The sequence below is a fragment of the Pseudomonas sp. NFACC56-3 genome (assembly GCF_900100025.1).
In the GTDB taxonomy this organism is placed as follows: Bacteria; Pseudomonadota; Gammaproteobacteria; order Pseudomonadales; family Pseudomonadaceae; genus Aquipseudomonas; species Aquipseudomonas fluorescens_AA.
Genome location: NZ_FMTK01000004.1, coordinates 74,879 through 95,870, shown reverse-complemented (window position 1 = coordinate 95,870; position 20,992 = coordinate 74,879). Strand labels below are relative to the sequence as shown.

Annotated in this window: 16 protein-coding genes and 1 pseudogene; 5 read left to right on the top strand and 12 right to left on the bottom strand. The window is 62.1% G+C overall.

The window, feature by feature from the left end; translation table 11 throughout:
- Positions 1–139 precede the first annotated feature (139 nt).
- Both BLO80_RS07775 and glnK read right to left on the bottom strand, forming a co-directional pair.
- Entirely contained in the window at positions 140–1,474 is a 1,335-nt protein-coding gene (locus BLO80_RS07775) for an ammonium transporter (RefSeq protein ID WP_092204738.1), read from the bottom strand.
- Positions 1,475–1,507: 33 nt separating this feature from the next.
- A complete protein-coding gene (gene glnK / locus BLO80_RS07770; RefSeq protein WP_002555808.1) occupies positions 1,508–1,846 on the bottom strand; it encodes a P-II family nitrogen regulator in 339 nt (112 codons plus the stop codon).
- Positions 1,847–2,261: 415 nt separating this feature from the next.
- Between glnK and BLO80_RS07765 the strand changes: the two genes are divergently transcribed.
- Positions 2,262–2,522 carry an accessory factor UbiK family protein gene (locus tag BLO80_RS07765; RefSeq protein ID WP_060740084.1) on the top strand — a complete coding sequence of 87 codons (261 nt, stop codon included), beginning with the start codon at positions 2,262–2,264 and terminating at the stop codon, positions 2,520–2,522.
- Between the two features lie 5 nt (positions 2,523–2,527).
- Here BLO80_RS07765 and BLO80_RS07760 read toward each other — a convergent pair whose 3' ends face one another.
- Positions 2,528–3,805, bottom strand: a complete 1,278-nt coding sequence (locus tag BLO80_RS07760; protein WP_092332814.1) for a sensor histidine kinase — start codon at positions 3,803–3,805, stop codon at positions 2,528–2,530.
- Positions 3,806–4,064: 259 nt separating this feature from the next.
- Between BLO80_RS07760 and BLO80_RS07755 the strand changes: the two genes are divergently transcribed.
- The gene (locus tag BLO80_RS07755) at positions 4,065–5,558 is read left to right on the top strand and encodes a YifB family Mg chelatase-like AAA ATPase (protein ID WP_072406038.1); all 1,494 of its coding nucleotides are present in this window, start codon (positions 4,065–4,067) and stop codon (positions 5,556–5,558) included.
- 7 nt (positions 5,559–5,565) lie between these two features.
- On the opposite strand, the gene BLO80_RS07750 is transcribed toward BLO80_RS07755, so the two are convergent.
- The 4 genes and pseudogenes from BLO80_RS07750 to BLO80_RS07735 form a co-directional block, all read right to left on the bottom strand.
- Positions 5,566–6,780: an aldose 1-epimerase family protein gene (locus tag BLO80_RS07750; protein ID WP_092332816.1), complete on the bottom strand. Its 1,215-nt coding sequence runs from the start codon at positions 6,778–6,780 to the stop codon at positions 5,566–5,568.
- 369 nt (positions 6,781–7,149) lie between these two features.
- Positions 7,150–7,872: a methyl-accepting chemotaxis protein gene (locus BLO80_RS30580; protein ID WP_371856627.1), complete on the bottom strand. Its 723-nt coding sequence runs from the start codon at positions 7,870–7,872 to the stop codon at positions 7,150–7,152.
- Between the two features lie 180 nt (positions 7,873–8,052).
- Positions 8,053–8,967, bottom strand: a pseudogene (locus BLO80_RS30575) (Cache 3/Cache 2 fusion domain-containing protein); the annotation flags it as partial.
- Positions 8,968–9,312: 345 nt separating this feature from the next.
- Positions 9,313–10,233, bottom strand: coding sequence for a LysR substrate-binding domain-containing protein (locus tag BLO80_RS07735; RefSeq protein WP_092332820.1), 921 nt, complete (start codon positions 10,231–10,233; stop codon positions 9,313–9,315).
- Positions 10,234–10,391: 158 nt separating this feature from the next.
- On the opposite strand from BLO80_RS07735, the gene BLO80_RS07730 reads away from it, so the two are divergent.
- On the top strand, positions 10,392–11,786 hold the full coding sequence (locus BLO80_RS07730) for a NorM family multidrug efflux MATE transporter (protein WP_092332882.1): 1,395 nt from the start codon (positions 10,392–10,394) through the stop codon (positions 11,784–11,786).
- A 22-nt stretch (positions 11,787–11,808) separates the two neighbouring features.
- Here BLO80_RS07730 and BLO80_RS07725 read toward each other — a convergent pair whose 3' ends face one another.
- Positions 11,809–13,479, bottom strand: coding sequence for a putative bifunctional diguanylate cyclase/phosphodiesterase (locus BLO80_RS07725; protein ID WP_092332822.1), 1,671 nt, complete (start codon positions 13,477–13,479; stop codon positions 11,809–11,811).
- A 272-nt stretch (positions 13,480–13,751) separates the two neighbouring features.
- On the opposite strand from BLO80_RS07725, the gene rep reads away from it, so the two are divergent.
- Positions 13,752–15,761 (top strand): DNA helicase Rep, encoded by a 2,010-nt coding sequence (gene rep / locus BLO80_RS07720; RefSeq protein ID WP_092332824.1) that lies wholly within the window; start codon positions 13,752–13,754, stop codon positions 15,759–15,761.
- A 58-nt stretch (positions 15,762–15,819) separates the two neighbouring features.
- The gene (locus BLO80_RS07715; RefSeq protein WP_092332826.1) at positions 15,820–16,392 is read left to right on the top strand and encodes a xanthine phosphoribosyltransferase; all 573 of its coding nucleotides are present in this window, start codon (positions 15,820–15,822) and stop codon (positions 16,390–16,392) included.
- Between the two features lie 127 nt (positions 16,393–16,519).
- On the opposite strand, the gene BLO80_RS07710 is transcribed toward BLO80_RS07715, so the two are convergent.
- From BLO80_RS07710 to alr, 4 genes are all read right to left on the bottom strand, one after another.
- On the bottom strand, positions 16,520–18,442 hold the full coding sequence (locus BLO80_RS07710) for an acetyl-CoA hydrolase/transferase C-terminal domain-containing protein (protein WP_092332828.1): 1,923 nt from the start codon (positions 18,440–18,442) through the stop codon (positions 16,520–16,522).
- A 135-nt stretch (positions 18,443–18,577) separates the two neighbouring features.
- A complete protein-coding gene (locus BLO80_RS07705) occupies positions 18,578–18,991 on the bottom strand; it encodes a c-type cytochrome (protein WP_092204756.1) in 414 nt (137 codons plus the stop codon).
- Between the two features lie 183 nt (positions 18,992–19,174).
- A complete protein-coding gene (locus BLO80_RS07700) occupies positions 19,175–19,723 on the bottom strand; it encodes a cupin domain-containing protein (RefSeq protein WP_017135864.1) in 549 nt (182 codons plus the stop codon).
- A gap of 128 nt (positions 19,724–19,851) precedes the next feature.
- On the bottom strand, positions 19,852–20,925 hold the full coding sequence (alr, locus tag BLO80_RS07695; RefSeq protein WP_092332830.1) for an alanine racemase: 1,074 nt from the start codon (positions 20,923–20,925) through the stop codon (positions 19,852–19,854).
- Between the last annotated feature and the right edge of the window lie 67 nt (positions 20,926–20,992).

Genomic DNA, 20,992 nt, shown 5'->3' with positions numbered 1-20,992 from the left:
GATGTAAGCCTTTGGCGGTATAAAAACCCATGTCGCATCCACAACAAAAGGCGTCGGAAAAACCGCCACACCTTGTGAGCAATGACAAATTCCAGACAAAAAAATGCCCGGCGAACCGGGCATTTTTTATTGCGTGTGCTTACAGGTTGTAGCCACGCTCGTTGTGCTGGGCCAGATCCAGGCCCACAGCTTCTTCTTCCTCGGTGACACGCAGACCCATGACGGCGTCCAGGACCTTGAGGATGATGAAGGTGACGATCGCGGTGTAGACCACCGTGAAACCCACGCCCTTGAATTGAATCCACACTTGCGCGCCGATATCGGTCACGGTGCCGAAGCCACCCAAGGCCGGTGCGGCAAACACACCGGTCAGGATCGCGCCGAGAATACCGCCGATGCCATGCACGCCGAAGGCATCCAGGGAGTCGTCATAACCGAGCTTGCGTTTGAGGGTGGTGGCGCAGAAGAAGCACACCACACCCGCCGCCAGGCCGATGACCAGGGCGCCCATCGGGCCCACGGTGCCGGCAGCCGGGGTGATTGCAACCAGGCCGGCCACCACGCCCGAGGCAATGCCCAGCGCGCTTGGCTTGCCGTGGGTGATCCACTCGGCAAACATCCAGCCCAGCGCCGCCGCAGCGGTAGCGATCTGGGTCACCAGCATCGCCATGCCGGCAGTGCCGTTGGCAGCGACAGCGGAACCGGCGTTGAAGCCGAACCAGCCGACCCACAGCATGGCCGCGCCCACCAGGGTGTAACCCAGGTTATGCGGTGCCATTGGCGTGGTCGGGAAGCCTTTGCGCTTGCCCAGTACCAGGCACGCCACCAGACCGGCGATACCGGCGTTGATGTGCACCACGGTGCCGCCAGCGAAGTCCAGCACGCCCCAGTCCCACAGCAGGCCGCCGTTGCCGGACCAGACCATGTGCGCAATCGGTGCATACACCAGGGTGAACCACACGCCCATGAAGATCAGCATGGCGGAGAACTTCATCCGCTCGGCAAATGCACCGACGATCAGGGCCGGGGTGATGATGGCGAAGGTCATCTGGAAGGTGATGAACACCGCTTCAGGGAACAGGGCCGCCGGGCCGGTCAGGCTGGCTGGCGTGACACCCGCCAGGAACGCCTTGCCGAAACCGCCAATGAAGGAATTGAAGTTGACGACGCCCTGCTCCATGCCGGTGGTGTCGAACGCGATGCTGTAGCCATAGATGACCCACAGGATGCTGATCAGACCGGTAATGGCAAAGCACTGCATCATCACGGAAAGAATGTTTTTCGACCGGACCATGCCACCGTAGAACAGTGCCAGGCCTGGAATGGTCATGAACAGTACAAGAATCGTGGCCGTGAGCATCCAGGCGGTGTCGCCGGAGTTCAAGACGGGGGCTGCCGCTTCTTCTGCCATGGCCAGGCCAGGCATTGCGAAGGACAACAGGGCTCCTAGCCCTGCGAATTTACGCAGAGTCATATTGTTTTCTCCTGGGGCGTTGGGTTTGGCGGCTTAGATAGCGTCGGTATCGGTTTCGCCGGTACGGATGCGGATAGCCTGTTCCAGATTGACCACAAAGATCTTCCCGTCACCGATCTTGCCGGTGTTGGCGGCCTTGGTGATTGCCTCGATCACCCGGTCCAGATCCTTGTCGTCAATAGCGACATCGATCTTCACCTTGGGCAGGAAATCGACCACGTATTCCGCGCCGCGATACAGCTCGGTGTGACCTTTCTGCCGACCAAAGCCTTTGACCTCAGTAACGGTAATGCCCTGCACGCCGATCTCGGACAACGACTCGCGCACGTCGTCCAACTTGAACGGCTTGATGATGGCAGTGACTAGCTTCATGAAACTTTCTCCCGAATTGGTGGACTTGCCCCAGGAAAACAAACCCGACTCAAGTCTAAGCGCAGTGCCTGGCTTTGTAACGCGTCGTCGGCCCAAGTTGCCCGACAGGTGCCAGTTAACCGATCCTGACGAAACTCCCCGTTCCGCCTGCTGCACTGCATTCGTCACAGCGACTGCATCAGTGCATGGGTCATCAGCCTCTAAGCAGAAACCTTGCCATCTGCACCCAAACCCACTGATTTCAGTCCCTTGGCCACCGGCTCGACGTGCACCGCACCACGAACCGCAGCGATACGCACAACAACAGTGCAGCGCCGCCCGGCCCCATGCGCGAAAAGCGTGCATCCCTGGCTGGCGAATTGACTATAGACACTGCGTGGTACACTGCCCGCCATTGTTTCCAGGACACCTGCACATGCTTGCGCCCAAAGACCTCCTCGACGCCCTGAGCGGCCACGCCTCCCGTATCTTGAGTGGCGACACGCCGCTGCCCAAAAGCGAAATCGAAAGCCAGTTCAAGGCCCTGCTGCAAAGCGGCTTCAGCAAGCTGGACCTGGTCAGTCGGGAAGAATTCGACAGCCAGATGGTCGTGCTGGCCCGGACCCGGGCACGGCTCGAAAGCCTGGAGGCCAAGGTCGCTGAGCTGGAAGCGCGGTTGGCTCCGGCCCAGGAATAGGCGCCTCAACCACTCGCGGCCCGCTGCGATGCGCCTTGCACAAGCGCGAGCGGCAGTTCCAGGATAAAGAGCGCGCCCTTGCCCGGCCCCGCGCTCTGCGCCGTCAGATCGCCACCCATCTCGTGCGCCGCCAGAATGCAGCTGTGCAAACCAAAGCCGTGACCGTCGACACGCGTGGTGAAGCCGTGCTCGAACACCCGCGCAAGATTGTCCTGCGCTATCCCCTCACCATTGTCCTCGACCTCGACCCGCACGCGCCCCTCGTCAACGACCTTCAGGCGCAGGATGATCCGCGGGGGCCGGTTCACACCCGCGTCCAGCGCCTGCTTGGCGTTGTTGATCAGATTGACCAGGATCTGCAGCACGCGGTGCTTGTCCAGCGGCATCTGCGGGATATCGCTGAACTCCTTGAGCAGCGTGATGTGGTGGCGGGCCAGGGACACATCGCAAATGCGCACGACATCCTCGACCAGCTCTCGCAACGAGCCCGGCTCCAGGACGCTGGCATTGCCGGCATAGGATTGCTGGGTGGCGACGATTTCCTTGATGTGGTCGATTCGGCGGGTCAACTGCGCCAACTCGGCGATCATGCCTTGCTGCTCGACGGCCAGCGCATCGGCCAGCTTGTCGAGATAGTCCGGTAGGGCGCGCCCTTTCGGATCGCTGCTGATGAAGTCGCCGAGGTCGTCAGGATGCTCCTTCATCAACTGGGCGACCTTGGCCACCCCGGGCCCCTTGGAGGTGTTCACCTTCTCATACAGAACCTGGGCTGAGACATTGACGCTATTGAGCACATTGCCCACGTTGTGCAGCACATTGGTGGCGATTTCCGCCATGCCGGCCCGGCGCGCAGTGGTCACCAGTTCGGCCTGCGCCTCGCGCAACTCTTCGTTGACCTTGGCCAATTGCTGCGGGCTGGGGATCTTCAGAGCCGCCGGCACCAGGCGGACCAGCAGGATGGCGGTAATCACCGAAGCAATCGCGGTGATCACCTTGACCAGCGCCGACAACCAGTAATAAGGCTGCCAAATGGTCAGGATTTCCATCACGTGGCTGGTCCCGCAGGCCAGGATAAAGGCGCCAAAGGCCGCCAGCATCCAGTCGAACGGCACGTCCTTGCGCTTGTGGATAAAGTACAGGAGCGTGAAGGGAATGGTGACGTAGGACAGGGTGATCAAACCATCGGCAATGACATTGGTCCACAGCAGATCCGGCCGCCACATGTAGCAGTGCCCATGGGGCATGAAGCGCTTGTCGGTTAACAGAGCCAGCAGATCGTTCATGGCCACTTTCTCCCTGTGCCGTTGATACCGCCAAGTGCCGACTGGGCAAATCGGAGTCTAGGCCGGTCCCGGGCATTTCGCCTGGGCGGGTGAAGGACGGCATCGGCTGAACCGTATCGCGCTTGCCGCCTCGGCTGTCACTGGCAGTCGAAACATCCTGCCAAATTTTCTCCCCTCGATTGCTGCGCCCAAGTTCTTCCCCACGACTACCCTTCAAAAGTCGCAGGACGCGGCACCCCATTCACTCAAGGAACGATTCATGTCGCTCGCCATTGTCCACAGCCGCGCCCAAGTGGGGGTCGAGGCTCCTGCCGTTACCGTTGAAGTCCACCTGGCCAATGGCTTGCCGTCGCTGACGATGGTTGGCCTGCCGGAGGCGGCGGTGAAGGAAAGCAAGGATCGGGTGCGCAGCGCGATCATCAACTCGGGGCTGAATTTTCCAGCGCGGCGCATCACCCTGAACCTGGCGCCGGCGGACCTGCCGAAAGACGGCGGCCGCTTCGACCTGGCCATCGCCTTGGGAATCCTGTCGGCCAGCGTGCAGGTGCCAACCCTGACGCTGGACGACGTGGAATGCCTTGGTGAACTGGCCTTGTCCGGCGCGGTGCGTCCGGTGCGTGGCGTATTGCCCGCGGCGCTGGCGGCGCGCAAGGCCGGGCGCATGCTGGTGGTGCCACGGGCCAATGCCGAGGAAGCCTGCCTGGCCTCGGGGCTGAAGGTGATCGCCGTGGATCATCTGCTCGAAGCGGTGGCGCACTTCAACGGCCACACGCCGGTCGAGCCGTTCGTGTCCAATGGGCTGCTCTCGGCCAGCAAGCCCTACCCCGACCTGAATGAAGTACAAGGCCAGGCCGGGGCCAAGCGGGCCTTGCTGATTGCTGCCGCGGGAGCCCACAACCTGTTGTTCAGCGGGCCACCGGGTACCGGCAAGACCTTGCTGGCGAGCCGCTTGCCAGGGCTGCTGCCGCCACTGGCCGAGAGCGAAGCCCTGGAGGTCGCGGCCATCCAGTCGGTGGCCAGTTGCGTGCCGTTGAGCCACTGGCCGCAACGTCCGTTCCGCCAGCCGCATCACTCGGCTTCCGGTCCGGCGCTGGTGGGTGGCGGGTCGAAACCCCAGCCAGGGGAGATTACCCTCGCCCATCATGGCGTGCTGTTTCTGGATGAGTTGCCGGAATTCGACCGCAAGGTGCTGGAGGTCTTGAGAGAACCGCTGGAGTCCGGCCACATCGTGGTTTCTCGCGCCCGGGATCGAGTGCGCTTCCCTGCCCGTTTCCAGCTGGTGGCGGCGATGAACCCCTGCCCCTGTGGCTATCTCGGCGAGCCCAGCGGCCGCTGTGCCTGTACACCGGAGATGGTGCAGCGCTACCGCAACAAACTCTCCGGCCCGTTGCTGGACCGTATCGACCTGCACCTGACCGTCGCCCGGGAAGCCACGGCATTGAACCCCAGGCTCGAAGCCGGGGACGATACGGCGACGGTCGCCGAGCGCGTAGCCGAAGCTCGGGAACGCCAGCACCGCCGCCAGGGCTGCGCCAACGCCTTCCTCGATCTACCGGGGTTGCGCCGGCATTGCAAGTTATCCACAACCGATGAAACCTGGCTGGAAACCGCCTGCGAACGGCTGACCCTGTCGCTGCGCGCCGCCCACCGCTTGCTCAAAGTCGCCCGGACACTGGCGGACCTGGAGCAAGCGGGGAACATTCGCCGCGAGCACCTGGCCGAAGCGTTGCAGTATCGGCCGGCTACGGCTTGAACCGCTTTTATGGTTTGCTCAGGTCTACCAACGGTGTTTCCCGGACCTCGGTTTTTTGACCGTTCTGGATCGCATCGATGCGCTTGAGCGCCTTATCCACTGCACCCTTGTCTGCCAACAGGCTGTAGTGAATCTGGAATTGCTTGTGCTCTTTCGGTCCGATCGTGGGCACCAGGCCCAGTGGCCGCTGATACCGGCGGTTATAGGAAAAACTGGTGCCTGGTTCCAACCCGGTCACGTAGCCCTGGCCTTGGGTATCGGTGTTCTTCCACAGGGAGAATACGGGCAGCGTGCTGGTGTTGAAGCCTACCGACACACCAAGACTGCCGGCCTTGTTGTGCAGGACCGTGAGCGTATCGCCCTTGGCGTCAGCGTAGGGCACGACGTTATAGACGGTTTCGTCGTAATCCTTGGTCGGGCCCCGGTAGGTTTGCCAATCCGGCAGGTCGCCCTTGGCCTTGTCGTTGAACGGCGAGACCTGCTTGACCGGTGCCGCGAAACGAGCGCCCTGCTCCAGGAAAGGCGTGCTGAAATTGCTGTGGTAGAGCGCTTGGTATTCCTTCGGGTAATCGCCGTTGTTGGTCAGTGTGTCGCTGAGCGCGAACGTCACGCTGCCGGGCTCGGTGACCAGTTCGGTCTGCACCGAGAAATCGACCTTCTTGAACGCCTGCTCCTTCAACTCGCCCCGCAGGGTGATGGCGTAGGGTGGTTTTTCATCGATGTGCAAGGTGACTGTGTTGGCCGGAATATTGGCGGCGCGACCATGCAGGGTCAGCAGCTCGCCATTGTCCATGCCGGGATGGCCGACCCATTCGTAGCCACAGCGGGTCACCAATTCATTGAAACCTTCGAGCCAACCCAACCCACCGCGACCGTTGAGCTCGATGAACGCCGGATTGACCACTTCCTTGACCGGCGAATCCCACCCCATGCGCACATTTCCGACCGACGCCTGCAGCACATTCATGCCACGGGTCGGGACGACTGAAAGCTTCAGGGTGCCGTTGTCGATATCAACGATGCTGACGCCTTCTTGCCGGCCACCGTGCAGGGTGCGCATCGTCACGGAGAAGGGTTTGTCGGTTTTCACGCCGAGCTGCTGGCTGGTGATTTGCCAGGGTTGGGCGGCTTTATCGGTATCCAGCAGGACGTAATCCCAAGCCATCGCCTGGGAGGCAGCGCCCAAGGCGCCAAGGGTAACGAGGAGTTTGAGCGGAGTCATGGACGCGACCTTTTATTGGAGTTGTGCGGTTTTTATAGACTTGAAGAAACGTTTCAGCAAGCTTAAAAACAGCTATTACCTTAAAAAAGCGCGGCTACATGATCGACAGCGATTTGTGGGAGCGAGCTCGCTCGCGATAGCGGTGGATCAGATTGCAATGATGTTGGCTGGGCAGCCTCAATCGCGAGCAAGCTCGCTCCCACAGGGGATCGAGGGTGCCCGGGTTTCGTATTCACTGGGAATCAAACTGTGGGAGCTCGCTCGCGATAGCGGTGGGTCAGATTGAGACGATGTTGGCTGGGCAGCCCCAATTGTGAGCAAGCCCGCTTCCACCGCAAATCTCTGGAAGCGGGCTTGTGACAGGAGGTTTCAGCGGAACCGATCAACCTCTTGGCGCAGGTCCTGGGCCAGCTTTTCCAGTTCCTTGGCGGTGACCGCCAGGTTCGAGACCACCTGGCGCTGTTCACTGTTGGCCATGGCGATGCTTTGCAGGTTGCTGCTGAGCAGGGTCGCGGTGCTGCTTTGTTCCTGGGTGGCGGTGGTGATCGCCGCGAATTGCTGGCCAGCCGAACGGCTCTGCTCGTCGATTCGCGCCAGGGCCGCGGCCACATTGGCGTTGCGCGACAGGCCTTCCTGCATCAACAGGTTGCCCTGTTCCATCGTGCTGATGGCATTGCCGGTTTCCTGCTGGATGCTGTTGATCATGCTGGAGATTTCGTCAGTGGCCTGGCGGGTGCGGGACGCCAGGCTGCGGACTTCATCGGCCACCACGGCGAAACCACGGCCCTGCTCGCCGGCGCGGGCAGCTTCGATGGCCGCGTTCAAAGCCAGCAGGTTGGTCTGCTCGGCAATCGAGGTGATGACCCCCACGATGCCGCCGATTTCCTGGGAACGTTGGCCCAGGGTATTGATGACCGTGGCCGTGCTGTTCAGCGCGCCGGCGATTTGCTCCAGGGACGACGACGCTTCATCCATCGAGGTCCGGCCGATGCGGGTTTGCTGGGCGTTTTCCTGAGCCAGGCGCTCGGTGTTGCCCATGTTGTCGGCAATGTTCAGGGAGGTCGCACTGAACTCCTCCACCGCACCCGCCATGCTGGTGATTTCGCCGGATTGCTGCTCCATGCCTTCGTACGCCCCGCTGGACAACCCGGACAGGGCCTGGGCGCGGCTGTTGACCTCCTGGGAGGCCTTGCGGATGTGCTCGACCATGGTCGACAGGGCCTCGCTCATCTGGTTGAAGGCACGGGCCAACTGACCGATTTCATCATGGCTCGACACGTTCAGGCGCACGCTCAGGTCGCCGGCGCCCAACGCTTCGGCCTGGCGCACCAGGTCCCCCAGCGGCGCCAGTTTGCTACGCAACAACCACATTGCCGAACCGACCGCCAACAGCATCGCCAGCAGGCTGCCAATGGCCAGTTGAATGCCGACGCTCCAGGTCACGGCGCGGATCTCGGTTTTCGGCATGCTCGCCACCACCGCCCACGGCCCGCCCTCGAACGGTACGGCAACGCTGTAGAAATCTTCGGCGGTATCGGCCCAGAACGCGCCCTTGCCCGGCTTTTTGATCAAGCCGGTGATGGTCGTGGTGGCGTTGTCCAGCGCCTGCACGCCGGCGGGCGGCACCAGCCATTTGTTTTGTTCGTCCAACAGCGCCAGGGAGCCAGTCTGGCCGATACGGAAGCGCTTGAGGTTTTCGAACTGTGCGTTCTGCGCATCGGTGTAATCGAAGCCTACATACAACACGGCAATGATCTTGCCGCTGCTGTCGCGCACAGGCGTGTACTGCGACATGTAGAAGCGCCCGAAAAGCAGGGCCCGACCAATGTAGCTCTGCCCGCTGATCACCGGACCGTAGGCGGGGCCGGCGCGGTCGAGCACGGTGCCGATGGCCCGCGTACCGTCCTGTTTGCTGACCGAGGTACTGACGCGGATGAAATCGTCGCCGCTGCGCACGAATATCGTGGCGACCCCGGCGGTCATCGCTTTGAAGTCATCCACTTCCTTGAAGTTGTTGTTCAACACTTCGCTACCCAGGCTCAAGCCTGGGGTTTGTACGCCCGCCACCGTCACCGGCTGGTCCGGATGCACGCTCAGGCCCGCGCTGAAGCGCTTTTCGAACAGACCGGCCAAGCGCTGGGTGCTCTCGCGCAGGGTGCTGTGGAACGTATTGAGCTGGTCGGCCATCAGGCGCGCTTCGCTGGCCAAGTGCTCTTCACGGGTGGCAAGGTTGGCAGCGTCCAGCGAACGCAAGGCGAAGACGGTACTGCCGGAGATCACGATCGCCAGTATCACGGCGAGGGCAAGGCCTAGCTGTGAGGCGATCCGGGCGCGGGGTTGAGACATGACGGCTCCTGGCCGAGAGACCGGATCATTCTGATCACGTCGCACGCTCGGCATTTTATTCGGGTGAGGTGTATGTAGGCCCTTTCTGAACGAGGGTTCCATGTTCACGGATTCGGCGGCAAAGCCGAATACTTGAGCGGTTTGCACGGATTAGTGCCACGTGGCTAGCACGCCAACTTCAACGTTTCAGCTCAGACGCTCTACATCGGGCAGTTGCATGGCCTTGACCTCGCCTTGGAGGAAGTCGCTGAGCCGGCGCAAACGTTCACCTCCCGGCCGGGTTTTCGGCCAGACCAGGTAATAGTGTTCGCCGCTGGCAACAGCCGTCGGCCATGGCAGGCTCAGGCGCCCTTGGGCAACGTCCTCGGCCACCATCAGCAGGTCGCCCATGGAGACCCCATAGCCACGCGCGGCCGCGATCATGCCCAGCTCCAGGGTATCGAACACCTGTCCGCCCTTGAGCGAGACCTTGTCGGCCAGGCCCATGCGTTGCAGCCAGTTGCGCCAGTCCCGGCGATCCGGCGTCGGGTGCAGCAGTTCAGCACTGGCCAGTCGCGCCACATCCCAGGGCTGATCGTTCAACAGGTTCGGCGCGCCCACCGGAATCAATTCCTCGGGAAACAGCAAACTGGCCTCCCAATCCGCCGGAAAATGCCCGTTGCCCAGCAATACGGCGCAATCGAAGGGCTCGACGTTGAAGTCCACCGAATCGATGTCCATCCAGGCACTGGTCAGTTGCACCTCGTTGCCGGGCTGCAAATGCCGGAAGCGACTCAGGCGCGCCAACAACCAACGCATGGTCAGCGTGGAAGGCGCTTTCATGCGCAGGATGCCGTCTTCGCCATGCAAGGTGTGGCAGGCCCGCTCCAGCGCCATGAACCCCTCGCGCACACCCGGCAGCAGCAACCGCGCCGCCTCGGTCAACTGCAGGTTGCGGCCGCTGCGCTGGAACAGCCGGCAGGCAAAGTGATCTTCCAGCGTGCGGATGTGCCGGCTGACCGCGCTCTGGGTGATCGACAGCTCTTCGGCGGCCCGGGTGAACGAGCTATAGCGCGCCGCGGCTTCGAATGCTCGCAACGCATAAAGAGGAGGAAGACGACGGGACATCGCAAAAGCTCCATGGCGTGGTCTGCAAACCCTACCAGAAACCCATCCAGCATGAGTTTTAATCATGCCAGCGATCTTTTTTATCCTTTTGTGCAATCCGCCAAGAGCGCCGAGAATCGTCGTTTTACTGCCTTGTTTGAACATGGAGCGTGATGATCATGCGGCATCCGGTGCGTACCGAACTCTGGGCCATCCTGCGGCTGGCGGGGCCGTTGATTGCCTCGCAGTTGGCGCACATGCTCATGGTGCTCACCGACACCGTGATGATGGCGCGCCTGAGCCCTGAAGCCCTCGCCGGAGGCGGGCTCGGGGCGGCCACCTATTCGTTCGTGTCGATCTTCTGCATCGGCGTGATCGCTGCGGTGGGTACCTTGGTCGCGATCCGCCAGGGCGCGGGCGATGTCGAAGGCGCCACCCGGCTGACCCAGGCCGGGCTTTGGCTGGCCTGGTTGATGGCGCTGATGGCCGGGTTGCTGCTGTGGAACCTCAAGCCCGTACTGCTGATGTTCGGCCAGACCGAAACCAACGTGTTGTCCGCTGGCCAGTTCCTGCTGGCGCTGCCGTTCGCCCTGCCCGGCTACCTGAGCTTCATGGCCCTGCGCGGCTTTACCAGCGCCATCGGCCGGGCCACGCCGGTCATGGTGATCAGCCTCGGCGGCACGGTGGCCAACTTCCTGCTCAACTACGCGCTCATCACCGGCATGTTCGGCCTGCCAAAACTCGGCTTGATGGGCATCGGCCTGGTCACGGCCGTTGTCGCCAACTGCATGGCCCTGGCACTGGCCTGGCACATCCATCGGCACCCGGCCTACCGTGCCTATCCGCTGCTGGATGGGCTGTCGCGGCCCAATCGCCAATACCTCAAGGAGCTGTGGCGCCTGGGCCTGCCGATCGGTGGCACCTATGCGGTGGAAGTCGGGCTGTTCGCGTTCGCCGCGCTGTGCATGGGCACCATGGGCAGCACGCCGTTGGCGGCCCACCAGATCGCCCTGCAAATCGTCTCGGTGGCGTTCATGGTGCCGGCCGGAATGTCCTACGCCATCACCATGCGCATCGGCCAGCACTACGGCGCCGGACAGCTGTGGAGGGCGCGCCTGGCCGGTCGGGTCGGCATTGGTTTTGGAGCGGCCGCGATGCTGGCGTTCGCCATGGTGTTCTGGTTGTTGCCCCATCAATTGATCGGCTTGTTCCTGGACCACGATGACCCGGCGTTCCGCGACGTGATCAATCTGGCCGTGAGCCTGTTGGCGGTGGCGGCGTGGTTCGAGCTGTTCGACGGCACGCAAACCATCGCCATGGGCTGCATTCGCGGGCTCAAGGACGCCAAGACCACCTTCTTGGTGGGCCTGGGTTGCTATTGGCTGATCGGCGCACCGTCGGCGTGGTGGATGGCGTTCCACCTGAACTGGGGACCGACCGGTGTCTGGTGGGGCCTGGCCCTGGGGCTGGCCTGCGCGGCGGTGAGCCTGACCCTGGCGTTTGAATGGAAGATGAAGCGGATGATTCGCAGTGAGGCTGGACTGCGGCGCTTCGAGAGCATCCAAGCCGAGTGAGATTCTCCCACATGGGTTTGTGTCAGCTCATTTCCAGCGTGGACTGCTGATCACCCTCGAACATCAAGTACTCAACCAGTTCCGGCAACGGCAACGGTTTGCTGATCAGGAAGCCCTGCACCTGGTCGCAACCGAAACCGCGTAGCAGGTCCAGTTGTTCCTGGGTTTCCACACCTTCGGCCACCACCTCCAGGTTGAGGTTATGGGCCAGGTTGATCATGGCGTGTACCAGTTTGCGGTTCTCTTCGCGCTGCTCCATGCCGCCGACGAAGCTCTTGTCGATCTTGAGCAAGGCGATCGGCAGGCTGTTGAGGTGCACGAACGAGGAGAACCCGGTGCCGAAGTCGTCCAGGGAGAAGCGTACCCCCAGGCGGCCCAGGGCATCCATGGTCTGCTTGACCAGTTCGCTGCGGCGCATGACGGCGGTTTCGGTGAGTTCGAACTCCAGCCATTGCGCCTCGACACCCCGCTCGGCAATCAGCCGGCTCAAGGTCGGCAGCAACTGGCTGTCCTGGAACTGCCGGAACGACAGGTTGACCGCCATGTGCAACGGCGCCAGCCCTCGTTCGCGCAGGGCCTGCATGTCCCGCAACGCCCGGGAAATCACCCAGTAGCCCAACGGCACGATCAGGCCGCTCTGTTCGGCCAGCGGCACGAACTCACTGGGTGGTAGCAAGCCGCGTTCGCCATGGCGCCAACGCACCAGGGCTTCGAGGCCGACGATCTGGCCGCCATCGAGGTCCAGCCGCGGCTGGTAATGCAATTCCAGCTCGTCGCGGCGCAGTGCCCGGCGCAGTTCGCTCTCCAGGTCGGCAAGGCTGCGGGCATTGCGATTGATGCGTTCGTTGAAGATATGAAAGGTGCAGCCCTGGGTGCCCTTGGCCTGCTGCATGGCGATGTGGGCATGCCACATCAGCGGATCGGCACCGGCCTGGGCGCGAGCATGGGCGACGCCCAGGCTGCAACCGATCAGCAGGCTTTCGCCGTCCACCCAATAGGGTTCGGCCAAGGCTTCGGTAATACGCTCAGCCATCCACTCGGCCCGCTGCGGTGCGCGGCGGGTGTCGATCAGCAGGGCAAATTCATCACTGCCCAGCCGTGCCAATTGATCGCCGGCTTCGAGCGAACCCTTGAGCCGCGCCACCACTTGCAGGATCAAGCGGTCGCCGGCCTGGTGGCCGAGGGCGTCGTTGGCGTGGCGAAAGTTGTCCAGGTCCAGGTGACCGAGGGCCAAGCCTCGGCCGTCGTTTTCCGCCAGGCGCGCCGCCAGCAATGTCTGGAAACCCTGGCGATTGGCGATGCCTGTCAATGGATCCTGCTCGGCGAGGCGCTGCAGGGTGTTTTCCAGCACGCCGCGCTCGCGCACATGGCGCAGGCAACGACGCAGGGTCGCGCTGTCGAGAACGTCACGCACCAACCAGTCGCTGGCGCCGTCGGGGGCAACCGCCGGCTCGTGCTCGAGCAGCAGGATGGTCGGCAGGCTGCAACGGCCCGGCGCCGGTTGCAATGCCGCAACGGTCAGCAACACCGCGTTGCGATTGTCTTCGAACAGGCTGCTGACGGACTCCCAGCTCGGGGCGCTGATCAACACGACCGAGGACCCCAAGGGCACCAGGCACTCGCGCAGTATCGCTGACCACTCTGGCTCTTGGGCCAATAACAGCAAACGCAAGGGTTCGACAGGCGTTGACAAGCTGACTCCCTAGACTCTGCAAGGTGGTAGGCGCCGGGCATTATGACCTGCCGATGGGCAATGACCAATGCCAACGGTTCTCAAACACGCGCTTTCGGTGGTTTTTCCCGCTCGAAATGCTGCGCGGGACCCAATTGGTTCCCCATCCTGCGTGAAAGTGGCAGAAGCGGCAAATGACAATCCTGCGTGCGTCACAAGTCGGACAGAGCAGCACAATTCTCAGAGCCTGTTAAAATGCCGGCCCATTTCGCAAACGACTCCCTGACTCTGTCATGTCCCGACTCAATCCCCGGCAGCAAGAAGCCGTGAACTATGTCGGCGGCCCTCTTTTGGTGCTCGCCGGTGCAGGCTCCGGCAAGACCAGCGTAATCACCCGCAAGATCGCGCACCTGATCCAGAATTGCGGTATCCGCGCCCAATACATCGTCGCCATGACGTTCACCAACAAGGCCGCCCGAGAAATGAAAGAGCGGGTCGGCGGCCTGTTGCGCGCCGGCGAAGGCCGCGGCCTGACGGTCTGTACCTTTCACAACCTGGGCCTGAACATCATCCGCAAGGAGCACGCGCGGCTGGGCTACAAACCGGGCTTCTCGATTTTCGACGAGACCGACGTCAAGGCCCTGATGACCGACATCATGCAAAAGGAATATTCGGGCGACGACGGCGTGGACGAGATCAAGAACATGATCGGTTCCTGGAAAAACGACCTGATCCTGCCCGCCGAAGCCCTGGAGAACGCCCGCAACCCCAAGGAACAGACTGCCGCCATCGTCTACACCCACTACCAGCGCACCCTCAAGGCGTTCAATGCGGTGGACTTCGACGACCTGATCCTGCTGCCGGTCAAGCTGTTCCAGGACCACGTCGACATTCTCGAAAAATGGCAGAACAAGGTCCGCTACCTGCTGGTGGACGAATACCAGGACACCAACGCCAGCCAGTATTTGCTGGTGAAGCTGCTGATCGGCAAACGCAACCAGTTCACCGTGGTGGGCGACGATGACCAGTCGATCTATGCCTGGCGCGGCGCGCGGCCGGAAAACCTGATGCTGCTCAAGGACGACTATCCGTCGCTCAAAGTGGTGATGCTGGAGCAGAACTACCGCTCCACCAGCCGCATCCTGCGCTGCGCCAACGTGCTGATTTCCAACAACCCCCACGAGTTCGAAAAACAACTGTGGAGCGAGATGGGCCACGGCGACGAGATCCGCGTGATCCGTTGCCGCAACGAAGACGCCGAAGCCGAGCGCGTGGCCATGGAAATCCTCAGCCTGCACCTGCGCACCGACCGCCCGTACAGCGACTTTGCGATCCTGTACCGCGGCAACTACCAGGCCAAGCTGATCGAGCTGAAATTGCAGCATCACCAGATCCCCTATCGCCTGTCGGGGGGCAACAGCTTCTTCGGGCGCCAGGAAGTAAAGGATCTGATGGCCTACTTCCGCCTGATCGTGAACCCGGACGACGACAACGCCTTCCTGCGGGTGATCAACGTGCCGCGCCGGGAAATCGGTTCGACCACCCTGGAAAAACTCGGCAACTACGCCACCGAACGCAAGATCTCGATGTACGCCGCCACCGATGAAATCGGCCTGGGCGAACACCTGGACAGCCGCTTCACCGATCGCCTGGCGCGCTTCAAGCGCTTCATGGACAAGGTCCGCGAACAGTGCGCCGGGGAAGATCCGATCTCGGCGCTGCGCAGCATGGTCATGGACATCGATTACGAGAACTGGCTGCGCACCAACAGCTCCAGTGACAAGGCCGCCGATTACCGCATGGGCAATGTCTGGTTCCTGATCGAGGCGTTGAAGAACACCCTGGAAAAGGACGAAGACGGCGACATGACGGTCGAGGACGCCATCGGCAAACTCGTGCTGCGGGACATGCTCGAGCGCCAGCAGGAAGAGGAAGAAGGCGCCGAAGGCGTGCAGATGATGACGCTTCACGCCTCCAAGGGCCTGGAATTCCCCTACGTGTTCATCATGGGCATGGAAGAAGAAATCCTGCCGCACCGCTCCAGCATCGAAGCCGACACCATCGAGGAAGAACGGCGCCTGGCCTATGTCGGCATTACCCGGGCACGCCAGACGTTGGCCTTCACCTTCGCCGCCAAGCGCAAGCAGTACGGCGAAGTGATCGACTGCGCCCCCAGCCGCTTTCTCGATGAACTGCCACCGGACGACCTGGCCTGGGAAGGCAACGACGACACGCCGACGGAAGTCAAAGTCGTTCGCGGCAACAGTGCCCTGGCGGATATACGCGCGATGCTAAAGCGCTAGAATCGACTACTTTTTTTCAACGACTTCAGGCGCTGAAGGCGTCATCAGAGGAGGCTTCATGGAAGCCCTGCACCAGAAAATTCGTGAACAAGGCATCGTGCTTTCCGATCAGGTCCTGAAAGTCGACGCTTTCCTGAACCACCAGATCGACCCGCAATTGATGAAGCTGATCGGCGACGAATTCGCCGCGCTGTTCAAGGATTCGGGCATCACCAAGATCGTCACCATCGAAGCCTCGGGCATCGCCCCGGCGATCATGACCGGGCTGAACCTTGGCGTACCGGTGATCTTCGCCCGCAAGCAACAATCCCTGACCCTGACGGAGAACCTGCTGTCGGCCACCGTGTATTCGTTTACCAAGAAAACCGAAAGCACCGTCGCCATCAGCCCACGTCACCTGACCAGCAGCGATCGGGTACTGATCATCGATGACTTCCTGGCCAACGGCAAAGCCTCCCAGGCGCTGATTTCCATCATCAAGCAAGCCGGCGCCACTGTCGCCGGGCTGGGGATCGTGATCGAGAAGTCATTCCAGGGCGGCCGCGCGGAACTGGACGCCCAGGGCTATCGCGTTGAATCTCTGGCCCGAGTGAAGTCGCTGGCGGGTGGGGTCGTGACCTTCCTCGATTGACTGGCCACAGCCAATCTTCCTGTGGGAGCGGGCTTGCTCGCGAATGCGATGTGTCAGTCAGAGTTCTATCGGCTGACACATCGCATTCGCGAGCAAGCCCGCTCCCACAATCGATCTATGTCGATCATTAAATAGTCGTGGCCTTGAGCCCCGCCAGCAACAACCGCTGAAACAACTCTTCCTTCAGCCCTTCGGGACTGGTCAGCTGCATCCGCTCCAGATGCCCGGCAAATTCCCAGGGCTCTGGCGCATCCAGCGCGGCTTTGCCCAACTCCAGGATCTCGGTGAGCTTGAACTTGCTTTTAAGCCAATTCAGCGCCCGCAACAGGTCCCGCTCGACCCCATCGAAATCACAGCCCAGCGGGTATTCGGGAAACAGATTCGGATGCCGAGCCTGGATCGCCTGCAACCGCTCCGACGTGTTGTCGGCGAACCGTGGATCGAGACGGAAATCCTTCGGCAACTTGCCGGCCTTTTGCGCCTGCTCGATCAGCCCGGGCTGGAAGCGTGAGTCGCTGATGTTCAGCAACGCCTCGATCACCGCGGCGTCGGTCTTGCCGCGCAGGTCGGCGATGCCGTATTCGGTCACCACGATGTCGCGCAGGTGCCGGGGGATCGTGCAATGGCCGTACTCCCAGACGATGTTCGAGCTGATCTCGCCCCCGGCCTCGCGCCAACTGCGCAGCAGCAGGATCGAGCGTCCGCCCTCCAGCGCATGGCCCTGGGCAACGAAGTTGTATTGCCCGCCCACGCCGCTGAGCACCCGCCCGTCTTCCAACTGATCGGCCACCCCGGCCCCCATCAGGGTCATGGTGAAGACGGTATTGATGAAACGGGCATCGAGGCGCTGCAGGCGCTTGAGCGGCTCCTGGCCGTACAGCTCGTTGATGTAACTGATGCGCGTCATGTTGAATTCGAGAAGACGGCTCTGCGGCAACTCACGCAGGCGCTCGTAAAAACTGCGCGGGCCGAGGAAAAAGCCGCCGTGTATGCAGATGCCGTCGGGTTGTGCCGCCTCGTCGAGGGTCCCGGCGTTGGCCCGTTCCTGGGTCGGCTCGTCGGGGTAGACCTTGCGCCGGATGATCCCGGCCTCGGCCAGCACCAGCAAACCGTTGACGAACATTTCACTGCAACCGTACAGCCCTTTGGCAAACGGCTCGACCCCGCCCTCGCGCTCGATCAGTTGCGCCCACTGGCTAAGGTTCAGGTCCGCCAGCAACGCCTGGTAACCGGCGTTATCGGCCTGACGCGCCAGCAGCGCCGCCGTCAACGCGTCGCCCATGGCGCCGATGCCGATCTGCAGCGTCCCGCCGTCGCGCACCAGGGTACTGGCATGTAGACCAATCAGATGATCCTGGAAACCCACCGGCATGTTCGGCGTGGAAAACAGCGTGTGGCTGTCCTTCTCGTCGATCAACAGGTCGAAAGCGTCGATGCCGACTTCCGCGTCGCCCGGCATGTAGGGCAAATCGTTGTGCACCTGGCCGACCAGGAGAATGGTTTCCCCGGCCGCCCGGCGCTTGGCGATCATCGGCAGCAGGTCGAGGGTGATGTCCGGGTTGCAGCTCAGGCTCAGGCGATCCGGGTGTTCCGGGGCGCTCGCCACCAGTTGCGCCACCAGGTTCAAGCCGGCGGCGTTGATGTCCCGGGCGGCGTGGCTGTAGTTGCTGCTGACGTAGCTCTGCTGGGCCGATGTGCTGTGCAACAGGCTGCCGGGCTGCATGAAGAACTGCTGGACGCGGATGTTGGCCGGCAGACTGTCCTGGTGCAGGTCGACCAGGTAATCCAGTTCGGGATAGTCGCCGAAGACCCGTTCGACAAAGGGTTCGAGGAAGCGCTTCTGCAAACCATCGCCCAGGTTTGGCCGGCCCAGGCTCAGGGCGGTGTAGATCGTCAGCTGTCGCTCGGGCAGCTGTGCGATGCGCCGGTACAACGCGTTGGCGAACAGGTTGGGCTTGCCCAGCCCCAGGGGCATGCCGAGGTGAATATGCGCGGGCAGGCGCTCGAGCACGTCATCCACCGCTTGTTCGATTGAACACAACTGCACCATCGGACCCTCCGGGACATTCCATGAATGTGGGTTGGACCGAGCTTGCCGGGTCTTGGTTGCGATGAACAGTCCCGAAAAATCCGAGACGCAAAAAAGCCGCTCGTAAGCGGCTTTTTTGTGAAGGATGCCGGCGAGTTACAGACCAGACATCTCTTTGATAGCGCCCTTGAGGTCGTCATCCGAGCAATCGGCGCAGGTGCCTTTAGGCGGCATGGAGTTGATGCCGGTAATGGCCTTGGCCAGGATGCCGTCGAGACCGCCCTGGTGATCGGCGCGCTCTTTCCAGGCGGCCTTGTCACCGATTTTCGGCGCGCCCAGCAGGCCCGTGCCGTGGCATGCGTTGCAATGCTTTGCAATCACATCAGCCGGTTTCTTGGCGCCGCCAGCGCCGCCAGCGGCAGTGGCAACTTCCATACCCTTGCATTCCTTGCCCTGGACGCAGACCTGGCCGACGGGTTCAAGGCGCTTGGCGATTTCGTCGTTTGGCGCAGCTTGAGCGGTCGCAGCCCATAGGGCCAATACGGTTGCTGGTGCAGCCAGCATTTTCATAATTAGGTTCACGCGTACACCCTCAATGGTGGCTAGTCACGCCTGCGGCCACGGTTTGCAGGCGGGCGCAAGTATAGCGGTAAGCCTGTCACTCTGAAACAACCCCAAAGTCGCAAGGGTCTTGTTTGTCATGACAGCCCAACAGGTGGGCGCCTTTGCCACGCGGGCCTGGCGCCTCTCGGTCTAGAAATTGGCCGGCGTGGCTGCGCTGATCAGTCGCGCCGGCACGTCGAACGGATTGCGGAAACGGTGGGGCTTGGTGCTTTCGAAATAGTAGCTGTCGCCCGCCTCGAGCACGAAGGTTTCGAGGCCTACCACCAGTTCCAGCCGTCCTTCCACCAGGATCCCGGTCTCCTCGCCCTCATGGGTGAGCATCTCTTCACCGGTATCGGCACCCGGCGGATAGATCTCGTTGAGGAAGGCAATCGCCCGGCTCGGGTGTGCCCGGCCCACCAGCTTCATGGTCACGGCACCATCGGAGATGTCGATCAGTTCGTTGGCTTTGTAGACGATCTGGGTCGGTTTCTCCTGAAGGATCTCTTCGGAGAAAAACTCGACCATGGACATGGGAATCCCGCCAAGGACCTTACGCAGCGAGCTGATCGAGGGGCTGACGCTGTTCTTCTCGATCATCGAAATAGTGCTGTTGGTGACGCCCGCGCGCTTGGCGAGTTCACGCTGGGAAAGGCCTTTGAGTTTACGAATGGATTGCAGTCGTTCACCGACGTCCAATGCTGGAGCCTCCAGGGAATCAGGTTGTGAGGAAAGTGAGCGTTATCATGGCGACAGCGTTCAGTATTTACAACACTTTGACCCGAATCCTGTGCGGTGAAGCGACTTTCGGTAGGTGGCGCTTCGTCTCAGCCCCCGGAATAGAGCCGTGGCACCCGCCGCAGGTTGCAGAAAATCTGGTAAGGAATCGTGTCTGCAGCCTTGGCGACGTCGCTGGCGAGGATGTGCTTGCCCCACAATTCCACGGTCGAGCCGAGTCCGGCCTGGGGAACATGAGTCAAGTCGACACACAGCATGTCCATCGACACCCGCCCGACCAGTTGGCTACGCTGCCCATCCACCAGCACCGGGGTGCCGTTAGGCGCCTGGCGCGGGTAGCCGTCGGCATAGCCCATGGCGACCACCCCGACCCGGGTCGGTTGCGTGGTCACGAAGCGAGCACCGTAGCCCACCGGCTCACCGGCGGGCAATTCACGCACACAGATGATCTTCGATTCCAGGGTCATCACCGGTTGCAGGCGCGAGGCGACCGTGTTGGGTTCGTCGAAGGGGGTCGCGCCGTAGAGCATGATGCCTGGTCGCACCCAGTCGCTCGGCATCTGCGGCCAGCCCAGCACCGCTGGGGAGTTGCGCAGGCTGACCTCTGCCGCCAGCCCCTGACGGGCCGCCTCGAACACGGCCAGTTGCTCGGTGCTGCTGGGATCGTGCAGTTCATCGGCGCGGGCGAAGTGGCTCATCAGGACAATCTTCGCCACTTTGCCGCTGGCGAGCAGGCGACGATAGGCCGCCTGGTAATCCGCCGGATGCAGGCCGACCCGGTGCATGCCGGAATCGAGCTTGAGCCAGACCGTGATCGGCTGGCTCAGTGCGGCTTTTTCAATCGCTTCGAGCTGCCACAACGAATGCACCACGCACCAGAAGTCGTGTTCGACGATCAAGGGCAGCTCATCGGCTTCGAAAAAACCCTCCAACAACAGGATCGGCCCACGGATCCCACCGGCCCGCAGCTCCAGGGCTTCTTCGATGCAGGCCACGGCGAACCCGTCCGCCGTGGCCTGCAGCGCCTCGGCGCACCGCACCGCGCCGTGCCCGTAGGCGTCGGCCTTGATCACCGCAAGGGCCTTGGCCCCCGTGACCTCACGGGCCAATTGGTAGTTGTGACGCAGGGCTTGGAGGTCGATCAGGGCACGGGCAGGACGCATGGCGGCAGGCTTCTAGGCGGTCATGAAGAAAAAACCGGCGCGGGCTGGCAGGGTAGACCACCCAGCG

What these genes read in the sequence shown, in the direction of transcription:
- BLO80_RS07750 (WP_092332816.1), bottom strand. Translation starts at nt 6,780, where the DNA reads ATGACTCCGCTCAAACTCCTCGTTACCCTTGGCGCCTTGGGCGCTGCC.
- BLO80_RS07775 (WP_092204738.1), bottom strand. Translation starts at nt 1,474, where the DNA reads ATGACTCTGCGTAAATTCGCAGGGCTAGGAGCCCTGTTGTCCTTCGCA.
- alr (WP_092332830.1), bottom strand. Translation starts at nt 20,925, where the DNA reads ATGCGTCCTGCCCGTGCCCTGATCGACCTCCAAGCCCTGCGTCACAAC.
- BLO80_RS07715 (WP_092332826.1), top strand. Translation starts at nt 15,820, where the DNA reads ATGGAAGCCCTGCACCAGAAAATTCGTGAACAAGGCATCGTGCTTTCC.
- BLO80_RS07710 (WP_092332828.1), bottom strand. Translation starts at nt 18,442, where the DNA reads ATGGTGCAGTTGTGTTCAATCGAACAAGCGGTGGATGACGTGCTCGAG.
- BLO80_RS07705 (WP_092204756.1), bottom strand. Translation starts at nt 18,991, where the DNA reads ATGAAAATGCTGGCTGCACCAGCAACCGTATTGGCCCTATGGGCTGCG.
- BLO80_RS07730 (WP_092332882.1), top strand. Translation starts at nt 10,392, where the DNA reads ATGCGGCATCCGGTGCGTACCGAACTCTGGGCCATCCTGCGGCTGGCG.
- glnK (WP_002555808.1), bottom strand. Translation starts at nt 1,846, where the DNA reads ATGAAGCTAGTCACTGCCATCATCAAGCCGTTCAAGTTGGACGACGTG.
- BLO80_RS07765 (WP_060740084.1), top strand. Translation starts at nt 2,262, where the DNA reads ATGCTTGCGCCCAAAGACCTCCTCGACGCCCTGAGCGGCCACGCCTCC.
- BLO80_RS30580 (WP_371856627.1), bottom strand. Translation starts at nt 7,872, where the DNA reads ATGGCGGGTGCGGTGGAGGAGTTCAGTGCGACCTCCCTGAACATTGCC.
- BLO80_RS07735 (WP_092332820.1), bottom strand. Translation starts at nt 10,233, where the DNA reads ATGTCCCGTCGTCTTCCTCCTCTTTATGCGTTGCGAGCATTCGAAGCC.
- rep (WP_092332824.1), top strand. Translation starts at nt 13,752, where the DNA reads ATGTCCCGACTCAATCCCCGGCAGCAAGAAGCCGTGAACTATGTCGGC.
- BLO80_RS07755 (WP_072406038.1), top strand. Translation starts at nt 4,065, where the DNA reads ATGTCGCTCGCCATTGTCCACAGCCGCGCCCAAGTGGGGGTCGAGGCT.
- BLO80_RS07760 (WP_092332814.1), bottom strand. Translation starts at nt 3,805, where the DNA reads ATGAACGATCTGCTGGCTCTGTTAACCGACAAGCGCTTCATGCCCCAT.